Annotated in this window: 19 protein-coding genes and 1 pseudogene; 17 read left to right on the plus strand and 3 right to left on the minus strand. The window is 34.2% G+C overall.

Going from position 1 to position 22523, the window contains the following annotated elements:
* Positions 1-244: 244 nt before the first annotated feature.
* From rlmH to JMM81_RS23150, 4 genes are all read left to right on the plus strand, one after another.
* Entirely contained in the window at positions 245-724 is a 480-nt protein-coding gene (rlmH, locus tag JMM81_RS17455; protein ID WP_256242839.1) for a 23S rRNA (pseudouridine(1915)-N(3))-methyltransferase RlmH, read from the plus strand.
* A 692-nt stretch (positions 725-1416) separates the two neighbouring features.
* Positions 1417-2928, plus strand: coding sequence for a sodium-dependent transporter (locus JMM81_RS17460; RefSeq protein WP_256242840.1), 1512 nt, complete (start codon positions 1417-1419; stop codon positions 2926-2928).
* Positions 2928-3032 (plus strand): methionine/alanine import family NSS transporter small subunit, encoded by a 105-nt coding sequence (locus JMM81_RS17465; protein ID WP_256242841.1) that lies wholly within the window; start codon positions 2928-2930, stop codon positions 3030-3032. Before JMM81_RS17460 ends, JMM81_RS17465 begins: the two co-directional genes overlap by 1 nt.
* A 934-nt stretch (positions 3033-3966) precedes the next feature.
* Positions 3967-4176: a BCCT family transporter gene (locus tag JMM81_RS23150; RefSeq protein ID WP_375162411.1), complete on the plus strand. Its 210-nt coding sequence runs from the start codon at positions 3967-3969 to the stop codon at positions 4174-4176.
* A gap of 196 nt (positions 4177-4372) precedes the next feature.
* Here JMM81_RS23150 and JMM81_RS17475 read toward each other — a convergent pair whose 3' ends face one another.
* Together JMM81_RS17475 and tnpA are read right to left on the minus strand one after the other, a co-directional pair.
* Entirely contained in the window at positions 4373-5230 is an 858-nt protein-coding gene (locus JMM81_RS17475) for a hypothetical protein (RefSeq protein ID WP_256242842.1), read from the minus strand.
* A gap of 275 nt (positions 5231-5505) precedes the next feature.
* Entirely contained in the window at positions 5506-5790 is a 285-nt protein-coding gene (gene tnpA, locus JMM81_RS17480; protein ID WP_375162410.1) for an IS200/IS605 family transposase, read from the minus strand.
* A gap of 287 nt (positions 5791-6077) precedes the next feature.
* Between tnpA and JMM81_RS17485 the strand changes: the two genes are divergently transcribed.
* Positions 6078-6614 carry a DUF4352 domain-containing protein gene (locus tag JMM81_RS17485; RefSeq protein WP_256242843.1) on the plus strand — a complete coding sequence of 179 codons (537 nt, stop codon included), beginning with the start codon at positions 6078-6080 and terminating at the stop codon, positions 6612-6614.
* Between the two features lie 115 nt (positions 6615-6729).
* On the plus strand, positions 6730-7071 hold the full coding sequence (locus JMM81_RS17490; RefSeq protein WP_256242844.1) for a zinc ribbon domain-containing protein YjdM: 342 nt from the start codon (positions 6730-6732) through the stop codon (positions 7069-7071).
* Between the two features lie 146 nt (positions 7072-7217).
* Here JMM81_RS17490 and rluF read toward each other — a convergent pair whose 3' ends face one another.
* Positions 7218-7934 carry a 23S rRNA pseudouridine(2604) synthase RluF gene (gene rluF, locus JMM81_RS17495; RefSeq protein WP_256242845.1) on the minus strand — a complete coding sequence of 239 codons (717 nt, stop codon included), beginning with the start codon at positions 7932-7934 and terminating at the stop codon, positions 7218-7220.
* 719 nt (positions 7935-8653) lie between these two features.
* Between rluF and JMM81_RS17500 the strand changes: the two genes are divergently transcribed.
* From JMM81_RS17500 to rd, 11 genes and pseudogenes are all read left to right on the plus strand, one after another.
* Positions 8654-10180 (plus strand): ATP-binding protein, encoded by a 1527-nt coding sequence (locus JMM81_RS17500; RefSeq protein ID WP_256242846.1) that lies wholly within the window; start codon positions 8654-8656, stop codon positions 10178-10180.
* A gap of 288 nt (positions 10181-10468) precedes the next feature.
* A pseudogene (locus JMM81_RS22945) lies at positions 10469-10745 on the plus strand (hypothetical protein); the annotation flags it as partial.
* 207 nt (positions 10746-10952) lie between these two features.
* Entirely contained in the window at positions 10953-12134 is a 1182-nt protein-coding gene (locus JMM81_RS17510; RefSeq protein ID WP_256242848.1) for a carboxylate--amine ligase, read from the plus strand.
* 27 nt (positions 12135-12161) lie between these two features.
* A complete protein-coding gene (locus tag JMM81_RS17515) occupies positions 12162-13640 on the plus strand; it encodes a UDP-N-acetylmuramoyl-L-alanyl-D-glutamate--2,6-diaminopimelate ligase (protein WP_256242849.1) in 1479 nt (492 codons plus the stop codon).
* Between the two features lie 83 nt (positions 13641-13723).
* Positions 13724-15628, plus strand: coding sequence for an asparagine synthase (glutamine-hydrolyzing) (gene asnB / locus JMM81_RS17520; protein WP_256242850.1), 1905 nt, complete (start codon positions 13724-13726; stop codon positions 15626-15628).
* Positions 15629-15665: 37 nt separating this feature from the next.
* Entirely contained in the window at positions 15666-16463 is a 798-nt protein-coding gene (locus JMM81_RS17525) for a C39 family peptidase (protein WP_256242851.1), read from the plus strand.
* A 24-nt stretch (positions 16464-16487) separates the two neighbouring features.
* Positions 16488-17456 carry an aspartate/glutamate racemase family protein gene (locus tag JMM81_RS17530; RefSeq protein ID WP_256242852.1) on the plus strand — a complete coding sequence of 323 codons (969 nt, stop codon included), beginning with the start codon at positions 16488-16490 and terminating at the stop codon, positions 17454-17456.
* A gap of 660 nt (positions 17457-18116) precedes the next feature.
* Positions 18117-19292, plus strand: a complete 1176-nt coding sequence (locus JMM81_RS17535; RefSeq protein ID WP_256242853.1) for a TraB/GumN family protein — start codon at positions 18117-18119, stop codon at positions 19290-19292.
* Between the two features lie 374 nt (positions 19293-19666).
* Positions 19667-20899: an FprA family A-type flavoprotein gene (locus JMM81_RS17540; protein ID WP_256242854.1), complete on the plus strand. Its 1233-nt coding sequence runs from the start codon at positions 19667-19669 to the stop codon at positions 20897-20899.
* Positions 20900-20967: 68 nt separating this feature from the next.
* Complete coding sequence (locus JMM81_RS17545) at positions 20968-22191, plus strand: NAD(P)/FAD-dependent oxidoreductase (protein ID WP_256242855.1); 1224 nt, start codon at positions 20968-20970, stop codon at positions 22189-22191.
* A gap of 19 nt (positions 22192-22210) precedes the next feature.
* Positions 22211-22375, plus strand: a complete 165-nt coding sequence (rd, locus tag JMM81_RS17550; protein ID WP_256242856.1) for a rubredoxin — start codon at positions 22211-22213, stop codon at positions 22373-22375.
* Positions 22376-22523 lie beyond the last annotated feature (148 nt).

The raw sequence follows: 22523 nt of genomic DNA on the forward strand, positions 1-22523 counted from the left end.
AATATGAGGTATATAGTCAGCGTAAAAGTTATGAAATATAGAATCAGTACGGGTATAGATGATGTTAAGATATTCTTAACTCTTGAAAAATCGTTGGAATTTTAGTTATTAACAGCCTGTGAATATTGTCGTAATTTATCAGTATATAGGGTAGAAATAAATGATTTTATATAAAATGTGGATAAATAACATGTATATGTGGATAACTTCTGTGGATATATTGTTTATAAAGTGAGGGTAAGATGTGAATATTTCTATTTATGCAGTTGGAAAATTAAAAGAAAAATATTTAAAAGCGGGAATTGATGAATATTTAAAGCGATTATCGGGTTATGCCAAAGTTGAAGTGATTGAAATTCCTGACGAAAAGGCCCCTGAAGTATTAAGTTCAGTTGAAATGGAACAGGTTAAACAAAAGGAAGGTGACAGACTACTAGCGAAAATATCACCTGATACATATGTGATTGCTCTGGCGATCGATGGGAAAATGAAATCTTCAGAAGAACTCGCCGACTCGCTCGATAAATTAGCGACCTACGGTAAAAGTAAGATTGCCTTTGTTATTGGTGGTTCACTAGGACTAAGCAATGAAGTATTAAAGAGAGCGGATGAAAAACTCTCCTTCTCCAAAATGACCTTCCCCCACCAACTTATGCGACTCATTTTAATAGAACAAGTATACCGAGCATTTCGAATTAATCGCAATGAACCTTACCATAAGTAACGGCGAAAAATAGTATATACAAGGTATTTTCCCTAAAAAAAATAGTGTAATACGAATAATATCCTTCTTATACACCTTATTACTAATTAGAGGCTTTGTTAAATTTTATTATTGATTTTTTATCGAAGAAAAAAAGCCGGTGTTTTACACCGACTTTTTTGACTTCGTTTTTCAACTAACACCCCCCGTTAACCATTCAGTCTATATATCGCTAAACGGAGCGCTTGTGCTTTTCTTAATCTGTAAGGAACTTAATGTATGAAACCAAACTAAAAAATGAATGAAATTCGGTTTTTTAGAAGATTGTCTTTTATTTTACGAATCATATTTTGATTTTTTTAAGTGGTAGTTCGTATTTCGATTAAAAAATGCTTTATGATATGTATTTATTTATTAACAAATTTTAAAAAAAGTGAAAGTATTGTAAACAGGCAGAATAAGCTTTAAAAAGGAGGTGAAAGTCAATGAATTAATATTGTAATATGTAATATATTATATGGTAACGCTTTAATTCGTTAATATAGGAAGGTATAAAAAATAGTATTACTTTTTCTAAAATAAGATTTTGACAGATGAAAGAAAACTAGCTATACTAATTCTATATTTTAAAAATAGACAGAAAATACAAAAAAATCATATTATTCATTTAATTAAGGGAGAAAGACAGAACTTTAGTAGGAGGTAAATACGCTATGGAAAGTCGTCCACAGTGGGGATCGCGAGCAGGATTTATTTTGGCAGCTGCCGGTTCTGCAATTGGATTAGGTAATATTTGGAGATTCCCGGCTACAGCTTATGAAAATGGAGGCGGGGCATTCTTCTTACCATATTTATTTGCCCTTTTGACTGCAGGAATTCCTCTTTTAATTATGGAGTTTACCATTGGTCATAAGTATAGGGGGTCTTCTCCATTATCATTCGCTAGAATAAGCAGAAAAGCGGAGTGGATCGGATGGTGGCAAGTAGGGATTTCGTTCGTCATCTCTGTTTATTATGCAGCTATTATCGCTTGGGCAATGTCTTACTCAATCTTTGCCTTTAACTTAAAATGGGGAGATGATACGGAAGGATTCTTGTTTGGTGAATATTTGAAACTAGCAGAAACACCAGGTCAATTCGGCAGTTTAGTGCCAGGAGTTTTTATTCCTCTTATTATCGTTTGGGTGATTACATTAGGAGTTCTATTTAAAGGTGTTAAAAAAGGAATTGAGATTGCGAATAAAATCTTTTTACCTACACTTTTCGTATTATTTTTAATTATTGTTATTCGCGCCGTAACATTAGATGGAGCAGCTACCGGTCTAAACGCATTTTTCAAGCCTAATTGGGATGTGATTATGGACGGTAAAGTATGGGTTGCTGCCTATGGACAAATATTCTTTAGTTTATCGATTGCATTTGCGATTATGGTGACTTACTCAAGTTATCTTCCAAAGAAATCCGATATTACAAACAATGCTTTTATAACAGGTTTTACAAACTCTGGATTCGAACTTCTAGCTGGTATTGGTGTATTCAGTATTCTTGGATTTATGGCTCAGCAACAAGGTGTTGGAGTTAATGAAGTCGTTTCTGGCGGTGTGGGATTGGCTTTCGTTGTATTCCCGCAAATTATTAATCAGTTCCCAGCCTTTAATGAATTTTTTGGATTCTTATTCTTCGGATCATTAGTTTTAGCAGGGTTATCATCACTTATTTCGATTGTAGAAACGTTCGTTGCCGCGGTCCAGGATAAATTCAATGTGTCCCGTACTAAATCTGTTTTAGTTGGCGGCGGGTTAGCAGCTATTATTTCTATTATGTTTGCCACACAAGGCGGACTATATTTCTTAGATGTAGCGGATTATTTCATTAACAATTTTGGTGTAGCATTAGTAGGATTATTAGAAGTTGTGGCAATTGCATGGTTTGCGAAAGAACTTAAAAACCTTCAGCAGCATGCAGACTCTGTTTCAGATATGAAGCTTGGAGTATGGTGGAGAATCTGTTTAAGTGTGATTACTCCAATTGTTCTTGGATATATGATGTTCGATAATATTAGAACCAACATCGCTGAAAACTATGGCGCATACGAAACATGGTTTGTTACTGCTTATGGATGGGTTGTCGCTATTGGCGTTATTATACTGGGAGTTATTTTCTCATTTGTAAAGTGGAACAGATCCGATCTTGAGTTAAAGGATAGCAAGGAGGTCTCTAAATAATGGACGGAAGCGCTCTAACTATGATGATTATTGGAATGGTGGTTATTTGGGGTGGCCTTGCTGCAAGTATCGCAAATGCTATATCGAAAGCTAAACAAAAATAATAGAAAATAAAGTCGTCACGGTTAAAATAAAGTGTACCCTTTGTAAAGGACATTAAAAAAAGCCTAGGCAGCTTTAAAAAGATGATCTCTGTATTGAACAGGGATCATCTTTTTTCAATTCCACTGGTATCTGTAGTGATTGTAATAGATCATAATTAAAATGAAGAGGCTCTAAAAACCGAAGTCTTTATTACTTCTAAAGAAAAATACAGGTACTTGAGCCTTTCCATACTTTACGAAAACACAAGCTTTTCGTATTTCAGACTTACAGTTGTTCCAGGTAAGATTTGCGAATGAAGAGCTCTGGCACGCCTTAGAAAAACAGTCAAAAGCATGCAAGAAATCAAACAATCCCTACTCGCCATTTCTCACCCCATAAACGAACGTATATTTTATAATTAAAATATAGAATATTCCCTCTTGTCTCTCAAAAAAAGTCTCTTGAAAACAAAAAAAGAAATAGAATTTATCCTCCGATTGGAATAAGAGACCGCCCTCCCTCCACTGCTTTGTTGTAAATAAGGTTATTTACTGCCTTTATAGCGGTTCTGAAGGAATTGAATTTAGTTGTTTCAAATAATCTGAGGTCGATATAAAATAAAGTCCAATGATATGAGCATTTGCTTTAAGAAGAATGAATATTTTTACTATTTCCACTTATCTGTATATATCTATCCGCGCATATTTGGCAATACATGAGCATTTCTATCGATCTTCTAGTGTAAGCGGACCTAAAAGGCTTACAACATGCTTCATCCCAAAATATGAATACATATTCGATTTTACTGACAATTGTATTTATAATATTATATTAATATATCTTCTAAAAATTGGTAATGAGAGGTTTAAGACTTACTAAGCGACTTGGATACAAGATTGAACGATTTTCTACTGGGCATGGAGGATTGCTTGGGCACCATTTGCAGGTACCTTTATCGCTCGAGTTTCTAAAGGAAGAACGGTTCGGGAGTTTACCATTGCAGTTCTCATGATACCTATGATTGTCTGTGCTTTTTGGTTTAGTGTATTTGGAGGAGCGCCATCTATTTTGACTTCTTCAAGGGTGCTAAAATTCAATATTATTCAAATAGAAGCAGCTTCCTTTAAGGCAAGCTGTCTTATAAGGAATGTAGTCCCTTATTGATGTTAAAGGCTATTGAAGAATAAAAAAATCGGAAGTGCGCCATAGGTTAACTGAGTATAGTTCACCGTACTTAGTTAACCTGTGGTATTCATTTTCTAAAAAAGCATCAAAGAACAATTCAATGTCTTTGATACTTTTTTCTTGTATGTTGGAGAATGGATATATATTTTGTTTTTCAAGTAGTACTTATCTATGATTAATAGACTAACGTTAAAATCGTATGAATATCAGCTTTTGCCGATTTAGATTTAGGATTACGAATTAATCTGAGCCATATTCTTGATATTGTTCTATTCTTTTCTTTTTTACTATCGACTATGAATGTAATTGGTTTATTTTTCAATGCAGTGTTCTTTATAAGGAGATTCGCCTTCTCTATCAAATGGGGAATATTTACTTTACGATCATAATTGTAAAGTTTAACAACATCTAAATGATCACTAAAGGATAAATTATCATTATCTTTTATACGCATATCTACTACTATACCATTTTTAATTTGAAATTCTTTATTAAAATAACTTTCATCTATTATGCAGATTGGTAAACTCTTTTTTACTATCTTCAGAGGTAATATACCACCTGTTTTTCTTATAGTTAAGCTTAGATTTTGAGTATAACGAAATGCATATCCTGTCCACTCTATGAATAATGTGAGTAACAAGCTTGTTACTGGAATGAGTATAAAAGGTTTTAAAATAAAATCCACTGGGTTAAAACTTATATTCCATAAATAAACATTCAAAAAATTAAAGGCAGCAAATGTCATAATAAGATTTGTGGTTAGATAAAGAATTACTGAGTATTTTATCCACTTATTTTTACTTAAACTATTAATCAAATATCTTGTCCACTCTATGAATAATGTGAGTAACAAGCTTGTTACTGGAATGAGTATAAAGGGTTTTAAAATAAAATCCACTGGATTAAAACTTATATTCCATAAATAAATATTCAAAAAATTAAAGACAGCAAATGGCATGATAAGACTTGCGATTAGATAAAGAATTACTGAATATTTTATCCGCTTATTTTTACTTAAACTATTAACCAAGTTATACATCTCCCTTTTTTTGAGTATGTCCGCTCATCATTTGCTTTCATTTTAACATAAAGGAAATGATCATTTTATAAAAACTATTATTCAAATTCTTTCATGTATAGATAAGAATCTGCATTCAATTTACTTAAAAGGGTTAATTTTGTCTAAGTGTGGTTACTAGTATCGAATAAGGTAACGGATTCATGGGATCCATTGCCTTATTAGACATTTAATAGATTAAGAGATTGTAAGAAGGATACTCTTTCTACTTAATGATTTGGAACTTACTAGGTTTTTATTCTTATATTGGTTCTCCGAGAACTGGCACTCTTATAGGCATTAATAAATTTTGATAGATTCGTATTTGATTTAGTAGTCAGTAACACATGAATATGGTCCATATCATGATTCCACTCTTTAATTGTTACATGATAATTAGAGCCAATGTTTTCGAATATCTCTGACAATCTATCAGAAAGGGGATCATCAATTACGTTTCTTCGGTATTTTACAACTAAGATAAGATGGTAATGCATTTTGAACACCGAATGATTATTTGTATCTAACCTCACTATTATCACGTTCCCTTTTATAATGCTAATAGATTGATAGTAATATCCTGAGTAAAGATCTATAAAAATTCCAATACTTTTACAATTTGCGACAAATTATACTATAAAATTTTGTATGTTGTGGTATTATATACCTACAGTAATATTTTACTATTATCGAGGAGGTGAAATCTACCAGAAAGGTAGATTAAACTATGGCTATGAAAAAGTGTAAAGAGTGTAATAATGAAGTAAGTTCAAAAGCAAAAAAATGCCCAAGTTGTGGAGTAGACCAAAGAAACTGGTTTATGAAGCACAAGATTTTAAGTTTTATTGGGTTAATTGTAGTAATTGTTATTGTAAGTAACCTTGCAAGTGGTGGAGGTTCAGATACTGCATCGACTACTGCAGGTAAAGAAGAATCTGCAGATCCTATTAAAGTAGGAGATATAATCACAACTGATAAATTCGAGATTACTGTGGTAGGTGTTGAAGAACGTACAGAGGTGGGCGGAGAGTTCTTTAGTTCACAGCCTGCTGAAGGCGGAAAGTATGTTGTTGTTCAATGGAAGTATAAAAATATTTCAGATAAACCTATTGGTACATTTTCACAACCAACTCTTAAGTTAGTTGATGGTGATGGAAATAAGTATGATTCTGATCTAGATGCTTCATCTTCTTACGCAACTGAGATAGACTTGAATTCAAAAGTTCTTAGTGACTTAAATCCTGGGATCTCTGTAACGGATGCTGAGGTATTCGAAGTTTCATCAGAATTATTTGATGCAGCAAGCTGGAAAGTATTTATTGATAGTGATGCAGATGTAAAAGTTGACTTAAACTAATAGTATTTAAAAAGAGCTACTTATCATTGGAATTACCAATTGACGGGTAGCCTTTTTTGTAAAAACCTTTATAGTAGTAGTAGAAAGATCAGGAATAAATGGGGGAAATAAAATAATGTCTAATTTGCCAAATTGCCCAAAATGTAATTCAGAATACACTTACGAGGATGGAAGCCTTTTGGTTTGTCCAGAATGTGCTCATGAGTGGACGTTAGAATCAGAAACTGAAAATAGTGAAGAGAAAAAGACTATCAAAGATGCTAATGGAAATGTCTTAAATGATGGTGATACTGTAACAGTCATCAAAGATCTTAAAGTAAAAGGAAGTTCATCCTCCTTAAAACAAGGCACAAAAGTAAAAAATATACGTTTAGTTGATGGAGATCATGATATTGATTGCAAAATTGATGGTTTTGGTGCGATGAAATTAAAGTCTGAATTTGTTAAGAAGATATAAATACTGTTTTAAATGAGGTTTTAAATAAAAAACGAATCATTTTTCATGATTCCTTTTCGGTGAGGAAAATGAAGAAAGTTGATGTTTATAGAGAGAATCGGCTTTCTGATTAAATGTCAATCAGAAAGCCGATTCCAGGTTGGAACTTAATATTCTTCTGGCTCATAGTCTAGATCTTTAAATAATTGAGTGCGTTCTTTCTTTGTTAAGTCCCTCCACTGTCCAAGGGGAAGGTTACCTAAATGAATATTCATGATGCGAGTTCGCTGAAGTCGGTAAACTTCATATCCTAACGCCTCACACATGCGCCGAATTTGGCGATTTAAACCTTGTGTTAAAATAATTTGAAAATCAAATTTGGATAACTGTCTGACTTCACAAGGAAGTGTGACGGTATCTAATATTTTTACCCCTTCTGACATCCTCTTCAAGAATTCAGGAGTAATCGGCTTATCCACCGACACAATATATTCCTTTTCATGCTTATTTTCGGCACGAAGTATTCTATTTACAATATCTCCATCATTGGTAAGGAGGATTAAACCATCTGAATCTTTGTCAAGTCGCCCAATATTATGAATTCGAAGTGGATGATTGACTAAGTCAATAATATTTCCTTTTACACGTTTTTCCGTTGTACTTGTAATGCCTACAGGTTTATTTAAGGCGATGTAGACATGGTTTCTAGCAATCCTGATGGGGTTACCATTTACTCGAACCTCATCCCCTGGCTCAACTTGGCTTCCTATTTTTGCAATGGAACCATTTATCGTTACTTTGCCTTCAGTTATTAATTTGTCTGCCCCCCGCCTAGAGGCTTGTCCAGTCTCACTTATAAATTTATTAATTCGCAAGTTAACCATCCTTTGATAGAGAATTATCTTTTAAGAATAACGAACAGCCCTCCCTTTTACAAGGATTTATTAAAAGCTTGTTTAATTTAGATCTGGAAGGAAGAAAGCTCATACGATTAAGTGGATAGCTTAGGAGTATCCATTATTTAGTCCGTTATTGTATTCATTTAAATGTATATGTTGGAAGACAAGGGAGTATTTTTTACTTAGATAGTCTCTTCTCTATTTTAGACACAATAGGTATTTTTTATAAATGGCTATGTTAACGATTAATATTGAAAATTTTCCTTGGTGTATGCGGTCATATGTTTTATTCGATGGAATAACCTAAGACGCGTATACGAAAGGCATTTAAAACATCAACAATATTGTTTAACAAAGCCTTATAAATATATAAGTCCAGTTTAATTTTCCGACATAGTATAGAAATGGTCGGCCAACCTCCTTTCACTTCGCTGTTATTACTACGTACATAAAGGCTTGCTCAAGCAGATTGACCAACTGTTTCTTAGGTCGATTTAATAAGTTGGATGTAGAGAGAAATTAGAAAAATTACGGTCTATAATAGTATATTACTATATTAAAATGGATTATTTCCCGTATGCTCTCCTCTTTTTTATCTATTATAATAATGGAAAATCTTACTCATTATCGTACATAAGAGAAGGATTAGATAAAAGATGATAAAATAAGAATAATAAAGAAATAAATTGAGTATAAAAGGGAGAATGAATGTGAATATAAATGTACATCATCCACCTGATTATTCAGCCGTTCCACAGGATAATTTGATCTTAGAACATTATGGGATAAATGAACTAAACTTTGAATCTATTAAAAAGTATCGAGAAAAATTTGCTGCTAGTAAACCAGGCCACCCTTGGAACGGACTGGAAATAAAGGAGTTTTTATATAAAATTGGTGCATGGGGAAAGGTTCGCAATACGAATAAGGAAGGCTTAACCCTTGCTGGCTTACTGATGTTTAGTGAGGAAAGGATCATTACAGAGGTATTGCCACAGTATTTTCTTGAATATCGAGAAAGCTTAGATGAAACCCTAGATGAGGCTTGGTCTAGACGGTTTACTTCACAGGATGGAACTTGGTCAGGGAATATATTTGATTTTTATTTTAAAACAAGTGCTGATTTAGTTGCTGATTTTAATACTTTATATAAAGGTAATCATTTGACTCAATCTGATGAGATGGCTGCTATATCTTGCCTACATGAATCATTCATAAATTCCCTAGTACACTCTGATTACTATGGAGAAGGCGGCATTGTTATTGAAAAAGAAAAGACGTTATTTCGCTTTTCAAACCCTGGCCTTTTTCGTATATCAGTAGAACAAGCACTAGAAGGCAATATAAGTAACCTTCGTAACCCTACCCTCTTTAAAATGTTTATTTTAATTGGGCTTTGTAAAAGGACGGGTTCTGGATTAAAAGGGATTGAAACAACCTGGAAACACTCTGGGGATGATACTTTTGATTTAATCCAAGATTCAGAGTTAGAACGTACGGTTCTCACGTTACATGTAAACCTAGGTTTAGTGGAAGAAGAAGAACCGTTAGCTGAGATAGCGGAAAGTGATCCTTGTTTATTTCCCGAAGAAGAGGAGCTGTTAATGGCAGATTTTGACGACTTGGAGGACTCCTACAATAAGGAAACGGACTCCTATAATAGTGAAATAAACTCCATTAATAAAGAAGTAGGCTCCTATAATAATAGAGAAAACTCCTATAATAAGGACATAAACTCCTATAATAGCGAGGTTAACTCCATTAATAATGGTGTAAACTCCTATAATAAGGGAGCGAACTCCTATAATAACGAAGACCTTTCTTTAGATCGTTTTGATCATGATGCTAACTCCTATAATAGTGAATTGCTTGCAACAAATGAAGAAAAAACAGATATAGTGGTTGGTGCTTCGACAAATGTGGAAAACGAGGAAGAGGTACATTTATCTTCTCCAACAGAAATAGAAGAAAAGTTATGGGAAATATCAGAGCTTGCCAGAAAGAAAAAACGTTTATCACCGAATATAATGGAAGAAATCATCGTAAATCTTTGTACCTATAAACCATTAATGTTAAAAGAACTGGCACACTTATTAGAGCGAACCCCTGATGGCTTAAGAAATAATTATTTAGCTAAGCTATTAACGAAAGAGAAAGTAAGACTGAAATATCCAGATCAAATAAATCATCCGAAACAAGCTTATATAGCTGTTAAGCAGCATGTAAAATAAAGTTTTTATGCAATAATAGTGAATCTCGTAAATGAAGCAATTAATGGAACGGTATGGAAGGATTCAGAAAAAATTTGCTCTTAAAGCTTTATACATGTGGATGCATATAAACACAAAAAAAGGGCTGTTCCATAGGGTGTCTAATATCCACCAAGTTACACTCATCTAGAATCATGCTAAATCGATAGATACTAGATATTGTATTGTGGTGTCTAAACACTCTTGCTCGGGACAGCCTCTTTATCTATGGGATGGACCAACAATATTCGGTAGAAGTTATATTCTAAACACTTCTCAGCTGGTGGGCTTATTCAGTTAGGGGTGACTCTTTGAGCACAACATTCACAAAGGGCATGTTACGAGTCTTTATACGATTGCAGAGGAAATTGCCCTTTTCGCGATGCCTCTTGTTGCAGCGGCTATTTCTAAGGTCGATGTTGCTGGAATCCTTTTATTAAATGCTTTTGTCGCTTTATGTGGATTTACCATGATGTTGATTGTTTTTATTCGTAGTAAACGAGGTACTGTACATCAAGAGCTCTCGTTAAATGAACAGGCAAGCTAGAGGAGAATCCAATAATCAAAAGTAGCAGTGTAAGCTAAAGGCTCACACTTCATTTTTATTTCTAGGAAGTCGCATCACAGTCACGTCTAGTATGATTTTGCTAGGTCCATTCGATTATAGGATACATCTTGAAAAATCTAGTGTCCTGTGTCAATATTTATGTATTGTAAAATAATTGGTGAATGATAGATATAGAGGAGATTTCGTATGAATAATAAGGCAGTCATTTTAGGGAATAATTATTATATCGGCTTAAGTACAATGAGATGTTTAGGAAAAGAAGGGATACACACAGTTGCAGTTGATTATTCGAATGAAAACGCTTATGCTACTAAATCAAAATATTGTTCGGAGAGGTTAATTTCCCCTCATTATAAGGAAGAAACCGAAAAATTCATCGAATTTTTAATCGATTATGCAAGCAAACAAAGTTCCCCACCCGTGCTTATTCCCTGTCACGATTCTTATGTAGAGGTCATTGACGAATATTTAGATGAATTAAAAGCGCATTACCTTATTCCTCAAACAGAAAAAGGTTTATACACGAAGACAATGGACAAGGAAATGCTGCATCAATTGGCCATAGAGAACGGGATGGCAGTTCCTGAAACGTTAGGGACAAATGAAGAAAATCTTTTTGAAAAAGTAGATGAGAAGATTAAATATCCTTGTTTAGTTAAACCTACCGATTCACCTACCTTTGTATCGATCTTTAGAAGAAAACTATTTAAGGTTTATAATAGAGAAGAATTAATAGATGCTTTAGAAAAGGCGAAACAAGCGGATCAAGAGGTTATTATTCAACGAATTATTCCTGGGTTTGATGATCATATGTATACGTTTGATGCTTATTTAAATCAGGATGCAAAAGTTACTCACTGGGTTACATGCAATAAATACCGTCAGTATCCCATTAATTTCGGTGCGTCTGTCTATACTGGACAAAAATATGTTCCTGAGCTTTATGAGATAGGATCAAAATTCTTAGAAAGTATTGGATTCAAAGGGTTTGTTGAGATTGAATTTAAAAAAGATGCTGAAACAGGAAAATTTTATTTAATTGAATTAAATGTGCGAATAACCAATCTGAATAATTTATTGTACAAGGTAGGCGTTAATTTTCCCTATATCACATATAAAGAATTAACAGGTAATCCGTTGCCGCCAAAAGCAGTGAAAAGAGACACAAACCTTGTATTTTGGTATGCGTATGAAGATATACTAGCTATAAGAGACTATATAAAGACTGGACAACTTAAAGTTGGTGAAGTCATCAAGTCTTTATTTAAATCAAAAGCACATGCTATATGGGACTTGAAGGATCCTAAGCCAGCTTTTTCTTATGCGGGTATCATCACCGGAAAGATAGTTAAGAAAATTTTTAAATAGTCATAAAGATATATTGGAGGCAGTCATATGTTACTAACCAAGGTAATTGATAATCTTGACTTTATCCAGATAAAGGGAAGCTTGGATAAAGAGGTAAGCTCTATCGCCTATGACTCTAGAGAAATAGCAGCAAACAGCGTGTTTGTTGCTATTTCTGGTTTTACTGTAGATGGTCATCAGTTTATAGGCAGAGCAATTGAAATGGGCGCAACGACCATCATTGTTGAAAAGGAGATTTCGGTAGAAGAGGATGTGACCATCCTTAAAGTGAAGGATTCGAGAAAAGCATTGGCTCGAATTTCAGCTAACTTCTATGACAATCCGACCGATAAATTAAATCTTATTGGAATAACAGGGACCAACGGTAAGACATCGACCACCTACTTTATTAAATCGATCTTTGAACAGGCAAAAAAGTCAATTGGTCTTATTGGGACAATTGGAACCATCATCAACAATAAAGAATTAAAAAATAAAAACACAACCCCAGAATCACTAAACCTACAACAAATATTTTCAAAAATGGTAGATGCCGAAATAGATGATTGTATTATGGAAGTATCATCACATGCCTTAAGTTTGAACCGAACAGCCTATAGTCGTTTTAATATGGGGGTATTTACAAATTTAACTCCTGATCATTTAGAACTTCATCATACGATGGAAGAATATTTTGAGGCGAAAGCCAAATTATTCAAGTTGACCAATGATTATAACATTGTGAATGTAGATGATGATTATGGGAGGAGGCTAATTGAGAAGATTCGGTCATATAAACCAAGATTGGTTACCTATGGAATTGAGAACAAAGCAGAGATATATGCCACAAATATCCATATAGATAGTGAATTTTCCCAATATACATTACATACACCTGAAGGTACAATAGAAATCAAAGTAAATATACCTGGCGTTTTTAATGTGTATAATAGTTTAGCAGCGATTGCCTGTGCTTATTGTAATAGGATTAATCTTCAAGATATTCAAAAAGGGATTCAATCTTTAGAACATATTAAAGGTAGACTTGAGACTATTTATAAAGATGACGACAAAAAAGTAGTTGTCGATTTTGCCCATACGGAAGATGGTTTGGAAAAGGCGCTCAATACATTGCGATCCAATACAGAAGGTAGAGTTATTCTAGTCTTTGGCGTGTATGCAGCACCTGGAGAAGCTGGTAGAGATAAAAGAAGAGCAATGGGAAAGGTTGCAGCGAAACATGCTGATTTTTCAATTGTGACATCTGATAATCCAAAGAATCAAGACCCCGATTTAATTATAAAAGAGATCGTTGAAGCGATTGAAGAAGAAAATGGTTCCTATATGGCGGTAGTGGATCGAAAAGAAGCGATTCGTTATGCCATTGAAATATGTGAAAAAGGTGATATTATTTTATTGGCTGGAAAAGGCCATGAAACGTCACAAGTAATTGGAAACAAAGAAATTCCATTCAATGAAAAAGAAATTGTTCTGGAAATTGTTGGAGGAAATGGACAAATTGTATGAAGGTTTGATTCATTTGCAAAGAATTCCTGTCTATACTCGTCTATTAAAGGAAAATAAGAAGGAAAAGGGTTGGGTTGCATAATATGTGTGGATTTGTTGGATTTGCTGATAGTGTGATTGGAATAGATAGTAGTAAAGTTATTAACGATATGATGGATACGATTAGACATAGAGGTCCCGATAGTGGGGACTTCTTTTCTGATGACCGTGTAACATTGGGCTTTAGAAGACTTAGTATCATTGATTTATCAGAAGAAGGCAGTCAGCCAATGTACAATGAGGATGGTAGCCTTGTATTGGTTTTTAATGGGGAAATATATAATTATCAAGAGTTAAGAAGTGAATTGCTTAAAAAAGGACATATTTTTAAAAGTGATGCTGATAGTGAAGTGGTTGTACATGCTTATGAGGAATATGGTGTAGATTTATTACAGAAAGTAAGAGGTATGTTTGCCTTTGCCATATGGGATAAAAAGAGTGAAACAATGTTTTTGGCAAGGGACTTCTTTGGAATTAAGCCCTTGTACTATACTCAAAATACGGTAGATAACTCGCTTATATTTGGTTCAGAAATAAAATCCTTTTTGAAACACCCTGCTTATAAAAAGGAGCTTAATAAGGATGCATTAAAGCCTTATTTGACATTCCAATATTCTGTATTAGATGAAACCTTTTTTAAAGGTGTGTTCAAGCTGAAACCTGGACATTATATGATTTACAAAAAAGGTCAAATGGAAATTAAGCCTTATTGGGATATAGACTTTAATGAAAAGGAAAAGGGTCTAGAGGATTACATTGAACAAATTAACAGCACGTTAAGAGAATCTGTTGCTTATCATAAAATCAGTGATGTAAAGGTTGGTTCCTTTTTATCGGGCGGCGTGGACTCGAGTTATATTACAGCCTTATTAAAGCCTAATAAGACCTTTTCAATTGGTTTTCAGGATCACGAAGGAATTTTCAATGAAACGAATCTAGCAAAAGATCTTTCAGATATTCTAGAAATAGAGAACTACAAAAAGCTGATGAATGCGGATGAGTGTTTTGAAAAGTTACCTACTATTCAATACCATATGGATGAACCACAATCTAATTTATCATCTGTACCGTTATATTTTCTAACAGAAATGGCCAGCAAGCACGTAACGGTTGTATTGTCTGGAGAAGGAGCAGATGAAATTTTTGGTGGTTATGCATGGTACCAAAAGTCTGCTAAATTACAAAAATATGAAAAAATACCTTATGCGATTCGACGTTCCATTTCACGAATCAGCGACCACCTTCCAAAAAATCAAATAACGAACTTTTTAGTGAAGGGTGGACAAAAGATAGAAGAGAAATTTATTGGAGAAGCGATTATTTTTGAAGAAGAAGAGGCTATGAACATTCTGCAAGATGACTACAAAAAGGGCCCTTCCGTTCAAAATATAACGAAAAAGGTATATGACCAGGTTAAAGATAAAGATGATGTGACCAAAATGCAATATCTCGATTTGAAACTTTGGTTGCCTGGGGATATTCTTTTAAAAGCGGATAAAATGAGTATGGCTCATTCCATTGAATTAAGGGTCCCGTTTTTAGATAAAGAAGTCATGTCAGTGGCTGAAGAATTACCAAGCAACTTAAGGGTCAATGATGTCGATACCAAATATGCCTTAAGAGCGGCTTCCAAGGAGGTCCTTCCAGAAGAATGGGCAAAGAGAGAAAAGGTAGGATTCCCTGTTCCTCTTCGACATTGGTTAAGAGAGGAAAAGTATTATAATATTGTAAAAGAAGCATTCCAATCAGAAGTAACAAAAGAATTCTTCAATAGGGATGAGTTACTATCAATGCTTGATGACCATTATACAGGAAAACATAATTATGCAAGAAATATTTGGACCGTTTATGTATTCCTAGTTTGGTATAATAAATTTTTTATAGAGTTAGAGGAGCAGGATTCTACCTCAACGGAAGTTGATAATACGATCCTGACAACAGTTTCTTGATTTGACTTTAAAACTTTAAGAAGGACTGAGCTGGAAATTGAAGAAAATAGTGATTATTGCTATTTTATTAGTCATGATCATCGCAATGGAAGCCTTCCTTATCGTGATGTTAATAAAATATAAAGAAAGTAATAGAGCAGATACGATAAATGGGGATAGCTCTACATCTTCTGAATATGAAAAAAAATCCCAAGGGATAGATAAAGAAGAAACTGACACTATAGAATTATATATTCCAGTGGATACGGTTCTGCAATATCCTGAACTTCCCCATGGCTGTGAAATCACATCTTTAACGGCTATCCTAAATTATTATGGTTATAATGTGAGTAAAACAGAAATGTCAGATACCTATTTACCAAAACAGCCTTTTAAAAGGGTTGGTGACCAGTTATACGGGGCAAATCCTTTTAAGGCATATGCAGGGGAACCAAGAAGTACGGAAGGATTTTTTGCTTATGCACCGCCTATAGTCGAGGCGGCAAATCGATATTTCGAAGATATTGGGGAAGATAATCGTTCGATTGATATCAGTGGTAGTTCTAGACAAGAAATGATGGAACTGTTAGATCAGGGAATTCCCGTTGTCATTTGGGTAACTTTAGATTTGTCACAACCCATATTAAGTGAGTCTTGGCATTTTCATGATTCTAAAGAATATTTTCTTGCACCAAGTAACTTACATTCAGTTGTATTAAATGGATATAGTGGAAACCTAGTACATGTAATGGACCCGTTAAAAGGTCATATAAGTCATGATGCAAATACATTTTTTCATTCTTATGAAGCATTAGGAAGTCAAGCTTTAATGATTGAGCCAAATGAATCGGAATAATAAGATGGAAAAGAGGTGAACTGAATGGAGTCAAAAGGGTTAGGTATTATAGGAGGAATGGGTCCTAAGGCAACATCTGTTTTTTTTGATAGTATTGTTGAAAATACAGATGCAAAGAAGGACCAAGATCATATCAATATGGTCATTCTGAATCATGCAACATTACCAGATCGAACAGATGCAATCTTAAATGGAAAAGATGAGCTTTTTTTGGATTCCATAAGAAATGATATCGAACTCCTTGAGAAAGCAGGCGTTTCAAATATAGCGATCCCCTGTAATACATCACACTATTTTTACGATAAAATACAGGGAATGACAGATATTAATATCATAAATATGGTTGAAGAAACGATTAAAGAGATTTATGAAAGATACGGTAAAAATGCCAAAATTGGGGTTATGGCAACAAATGGAACAATAAAAAGTGATGTTTATAAGAAGGTATGTCAGCAGTATGGCCTACAACTCTATTATCCAGATACCATCATTCAAGAACAGGTAATGGATATTATTTACAACAAAGTCAAAAGTGATTTGAAAGTAGATAGTAATGAGATCAAGGATATTGTTTTTGATTTTATCTTTAAACATGAATGTAGCTGTGTTATTTTAGCTTGTACTGAATTGTCCTGTATTAACTTAAATGATGATGTGGCGAAATACTGTGTAGATGCGATGAAAGTCCTTGTTAAGAAGTCGATTGAATTGTCTGGGAAGCATATGGAGAACCATACCTTGGATGAGTTTTTGTCAGAGTCCTTTGCAAATGATCAATTTGTCCGAGAACTCAGACTCTCAAAAGAAGAATTGGAGTATGCAAAAAAAAAATACCCAAATGCTAGCTTTAAAATCATTTCAACAGAAGAAGATCGGAATGAGAAATGTTGGTGTGAAATAAACCTCCTTCCTCTCAGTAATGTTGAGAAAACTCTTTTAGAAGAGAATGAAGTTGAGGATAGGGAACAAAGGAAACAAAAGCTTGAAGTATAGGTGAATGTGTTCTAAAGGGTGATAACTTTATCGGTTATTACCCTTTTTTTGACCCATCTATTGATGGATGGTTATAGGTTGAATAAAGGGATATTCCTGAGGGAAAACAAAATAGACAAAATAGATGAAAATCTTCAAGAAAACAAGCTCTTATTGAATGGCTTTGTCAAACCATATTATTGATGCTTAAATGCCTGTAGTATAAGCGCCCATTAAGTTATTCTATGAAATAAAACACATGGCTGCGTATATGAAAGGCGAATTTTTAACAATAATCATGAACACAGCCTAATAAAAGGAAATGATTATGTTACTCAATTGATTCTTTAGCTATTATTGTCGTTTTAAATTTATACTCTTTTCATGATAATTAAAACCAAATTTCTTTTAAATCCTGTCCACTCTAGTATATTATTGAATAATGGTAGATCATTTTTAATCGTGATCATACATAAACAGTAAAGGTTGTTCGAATGTAAAAAGAAAGTAAATGTATATAAGTCCATATTAATTTTCCAACATGAATTGTCGGTTGACCTGCTTGAATAAGCCTTTATGTACGAAGTAAAACATAAACAGTGAAAGGAGGTTAGTCGACAATGATTGGACTCTTATGTCGATTTAATAAGTTGAATTTATATAGTTAAAGGACGGTAATATATGTCTCTAGATAATGAAAATAATATAACGAGAATCCATTTAGATGGGAAAGAATTTATTCTCATTGGAACGGCCCATGTATCGAAGCAGAGTGCGGAGCAAGTGAAGGAAGTAATTGAAACGGAAAGACCCGATTCTGTTTGTATCGAGTTGGATGAAGGGCGATATCAATCCATTACAGATGACAACAAGTGGAAAGATATGGACATCTTTAAAGTAATTAAAGAAAAGAAATCGACATTGCTTTTAATGAATCTTGCTTTATCTTCCTTTCAGAAACGGATGGCCAACCAGTTAGGAATTAATGCTGGGCAAGAGATGATTCAAGGGATTGAATCAGCGAAGGAAATGGATGCAAACCTAGTTTTAGCGGATAGAAATATTCAAATTACTTTTTCTCGTATTTGGCATAATGTAGGATTATGGGGGAAACTTCAACTTTTAACGCAAGTCATCTATAGTATTTTCAGTAGGGAAAGTATTTCAGAAGAAGAACTAGAAAAAATGAAATCCCAAGATATGCTCAATTCAATGCTTAGTGATTTCACGGAACATTTTCCTAAATTAAAAACTCCTCTTATTGATGAGCGGGATCAATATTTATCCCAAAAAATCAAAGAAGCTCCTGGAAATAAAATTGTGGCTGTTTTAGGTGCTGCCCATGTTCCAGGTATTAAAGAAGAAATAAAAAGAAATCATGACCTAGAGGCGATCACTAAGCTCCCTCCAAAATCAAAGGCTCCTAAAATAATTGGCTGGACTATTCCCATTATTATTATTGCGATGATTGTCTATACCTTTTATACAAATCCAACTGCTGGGATGCAGCAATTGATCAGTTGGTGGCTATGGAATGGGGGCTTATCTGCAATAGGCACAGCAATTGCCTTTGGCCATCCGCTTGCCATATTAACGGCCTTTATTGTAGCACCCATAACGTCCTTAGATCCAATAACCGCAGCAGGTTGGTTTACAGGACCTGTCCAAGCCTATTTTCGCAGACCAAATGTAAGGGATTTTGAAAGTCTTTCTGATGATGTTACGAGTGTGAAAGGGTTTTGGAATAATAAAGTAACTCGTATTCTACTTGTTGTTGTGTTTGCTAATTTAGGAAGTTCACTAGGGACTTTTATCGGTGGAGCCGATGTTGTCCGTCTGTTTATAAATAGCTTATAAGTTATGAGTGTTTATCTGAAAATAAATATAACGTTCATGTTGAGAACGTTCTGTAAGAAACAACAGAGGATTTTGTTCACTGTTGTTTTTTATCTCTGAATTCAAATATTTTAAACAACGGTATATTTAAAATAGTAAAAAAGTCATAAAGTTAAATATAAAACATCGTTAATTTAATTATATATAGAAAGAAAAGAGGAGAGTAGTTATCGGGGGAGAATAACTACTCTCCTCTTTTCTTTTTCTTAAGGTAAAAAATGGGATTGTATCATTTTTTATAAATTGTGATTCAAGTCCTGCTTAGAAAATTTAAGTTGTTGTAAGATCAATTTAGTTGATAACAACTTTCATTTCCATTGAGGAGGACTATATAGATGATGAATCATATCGCGTTAACTGAAGAAATTTACTGGGTAGGAAAAACAGATAATCGAGAAGTTCCATTTCACCGCTTAATTTTAGCAAAGGGAACTACTTACAATGCTTACTTACTAAAAACAGAAAAACCAACGGTCATTGATACCGTTGATATGGAGTTCGGGAGAGAATTTGTTGAATACTTAAGCGAATTAATCGATCCGAAGGTAATCCAATATATTGTTATTAATCATACAGAACCAGATCATTCAGGTGGGATGGCAGCCTTAGCTGGAAGAGCACCAAATGCCACAATTGTTTGTACAGAGCCTGCAGTAAATGAGCTAAAAGAAATGTACAAGCTTCATAGTAGAGATTTCTTAGTTGTGAAAGATGGAGATACATTAGATATCGGTGGAAAAACATTGAAGTTTAAAGAAACACCTTATCTTCATACAGAAGAAACAATGATTACTTACTGTGTAGAAGACAAAACTTTATTCCCTTGCGATATCTTTAGCACACATGTTGCGGTGAACAATATTTTTGCAGACGAAGCTGGCTTTGATATCACAGAAGATTTTATTGGTTACTATAATGCCATTATTCATCCACATAGAAGATATGTGAGAGCCTTGATTGATGCATTAGAAGAGTTGGACGTTGAAATGATCGCTCCTTCCCACGGCTTTATTTTACGAGAAGATATCGGGAAGTATATTGATCTATACGCAAAGATGAGTGCGGATACCGTTCAAGATAAAAAAATAACGATTGTGTACACAACCATTAAAAATAGTACAAAAAAAATAGCAAATCATTTAAAACAAATTTTTGAGGAAAATCAAATCGAAACAATGGTTTTCAATGCAGATAAGTCAGATAAAACAGAGATTCTTGAAAGTATTAAGGAAGCGGATGCTGTCTTTATTGGAAGTTCAACGAAATATGCAGATATGATTGGGAATCTTGAAGAGGTTCTAAAAGACATGAAAGAAATGAATCTGGAAGGAAAAATTGGTGCTGCCTTCGGGTCGTATGGCTGGAGTGGAGAAGCAATTGAAGTAATTCAAGACTACTTAAGTGAAACCAATATGGACGTACAAAGTACATCAAATGTTATTAAAACGACAGGCATGACACATGTTGAGTTTCCTGTACGAGTAAGATTTGCACCGAAAAATGAACAACTGAAGAAGATTGAACACTCAGCGACATTTGTTGCCGATTTATTAAGAAGTGCCATTTAATAAAAGAAGTTTTTAATAGAGCTTTGTTTCACGTGAAACAAAGTGAATGAACAAAAGTGGGTGAGAAAATGAATAGAAACTATTGTATTATTGGAACGGGTGTTGCAGCAGTCAATGCAGCAAAGGCTATTCGTGATCAAGATAAAGAAGCAAACATACATGTTTTTGGAGAAGAAAAATCATTACCTTATAACAGAATTAAATTATCGAAAGAGTTATATTCAGATTTACGCAGTGAAAAGGTTCTTTTGAAAAAAGAAAAATGGTACAAGACTCAAAATATCGAAACACATGTAAATACTAAGATTGTTAAAATAAATACGGCAGATCGATTTATTGTGACTGAAGATAATGAAACAATTTATTATGATAAACTACTCATCTGTACGGGTTCTAAAAATAGAAAACTGCCAATCGGTGGTGTTGACAAAAAAGGTGTCTTTACGATTAGGGAAATGCATGAAGCGGAAGATTTCAAAGAATTTTTAGAGGATAAAAAGAGCGTTGTAAATATCGGTGGAGGCATTCAAGGGCTGGAAACGGCCTGGTCTATCCATAGGGCTGGTAAAAAGGTTTCAATTGTCGAAGTGGCTGACAGATTAATGGCTAGACAGCTAGATGAAAAGACTTCCTTCCTATTGAAAGAAAAAATTGAAGCAGCAGGAGTAGATGTTTACGTAAATACCTCGATCGATCAGATCATTGGTAATTATGATGTAGAAGGGATTGTCGCAGAGGATAAGAAGATTTCATGTGACAGTGTCATTTATTCTATTGGTGTGACTCCAAACATTGAGCTTGTAAAACAAACATCGATTGCGACAAATCGTGGAATTATCGTCAATGACAAGATGGAGACGAATATTGAACATGTTTACGCCGCGGGCGATGTAGTGGAACTAAATGGTGAAGTAGCAGGTTTATGGACTCCAGCCATGGATCAAGGTAAAGTGGCAGGTAAGAATATGGTATCCCCTTCTGTATCCTATCAAAAAACCATTCCTCTTACTGTTTTCAACGCCTTTGATTTTACTGTATTTTCAATGGGAATCGTAGATGAAAAACAATGTGATACAACGATCATTGAAGAATCTGGTGATGAAAAATATACGAGGGTCTTTATTAAAGATGAAAAAATAGTAGGAGTTATTTCGCTTGAAGGTGTTGTAGCTTCTATGCCATATAAAGCAGCGATTGAAAGCGAGGTTTCATTAGCTGGAATTGATGTAAATACTGTTTCAATAAGTGATTTAATGAGTCAATTAAAAGAAAAGCAAAAAATGACAGCTTAAAAGTGAGGAGAAAATAAAGATGAAAAAATATATTTGTATCCCATGTGGTTATATTTATGATCCGGCGATCGGAGACCCTGATGAAGACGTTGAACCAGGAACGGCATTTGATGATATACCAGAAGATTGGTTATGTCCAGTTTGTGGAGAAGAAAAAGATAAGTTTGCCGAAGTAGAAGAATAAAAAGGAAAGTGCTAGAATCCAGTTGGGTTTTGGCGCTTTTTTTTATCATTTTAGGCGAGAAGACTGCCACTTCAATTTTGTGAAGGGCAACGCCCAAAAATAAGTGGGAGATGAATCGTCTTTTTGCGTAGCGGAACATGTGTTTGCA

Origin of the sequence: Bacillus sp. V3B (assembly GCF_024494465.1) — a bacterium.
Taxonomy (GTDB): Bacteria; Bacillota; Bacilli; order Bacillales; family Cytobacillaceae; genus Bacillus_BD.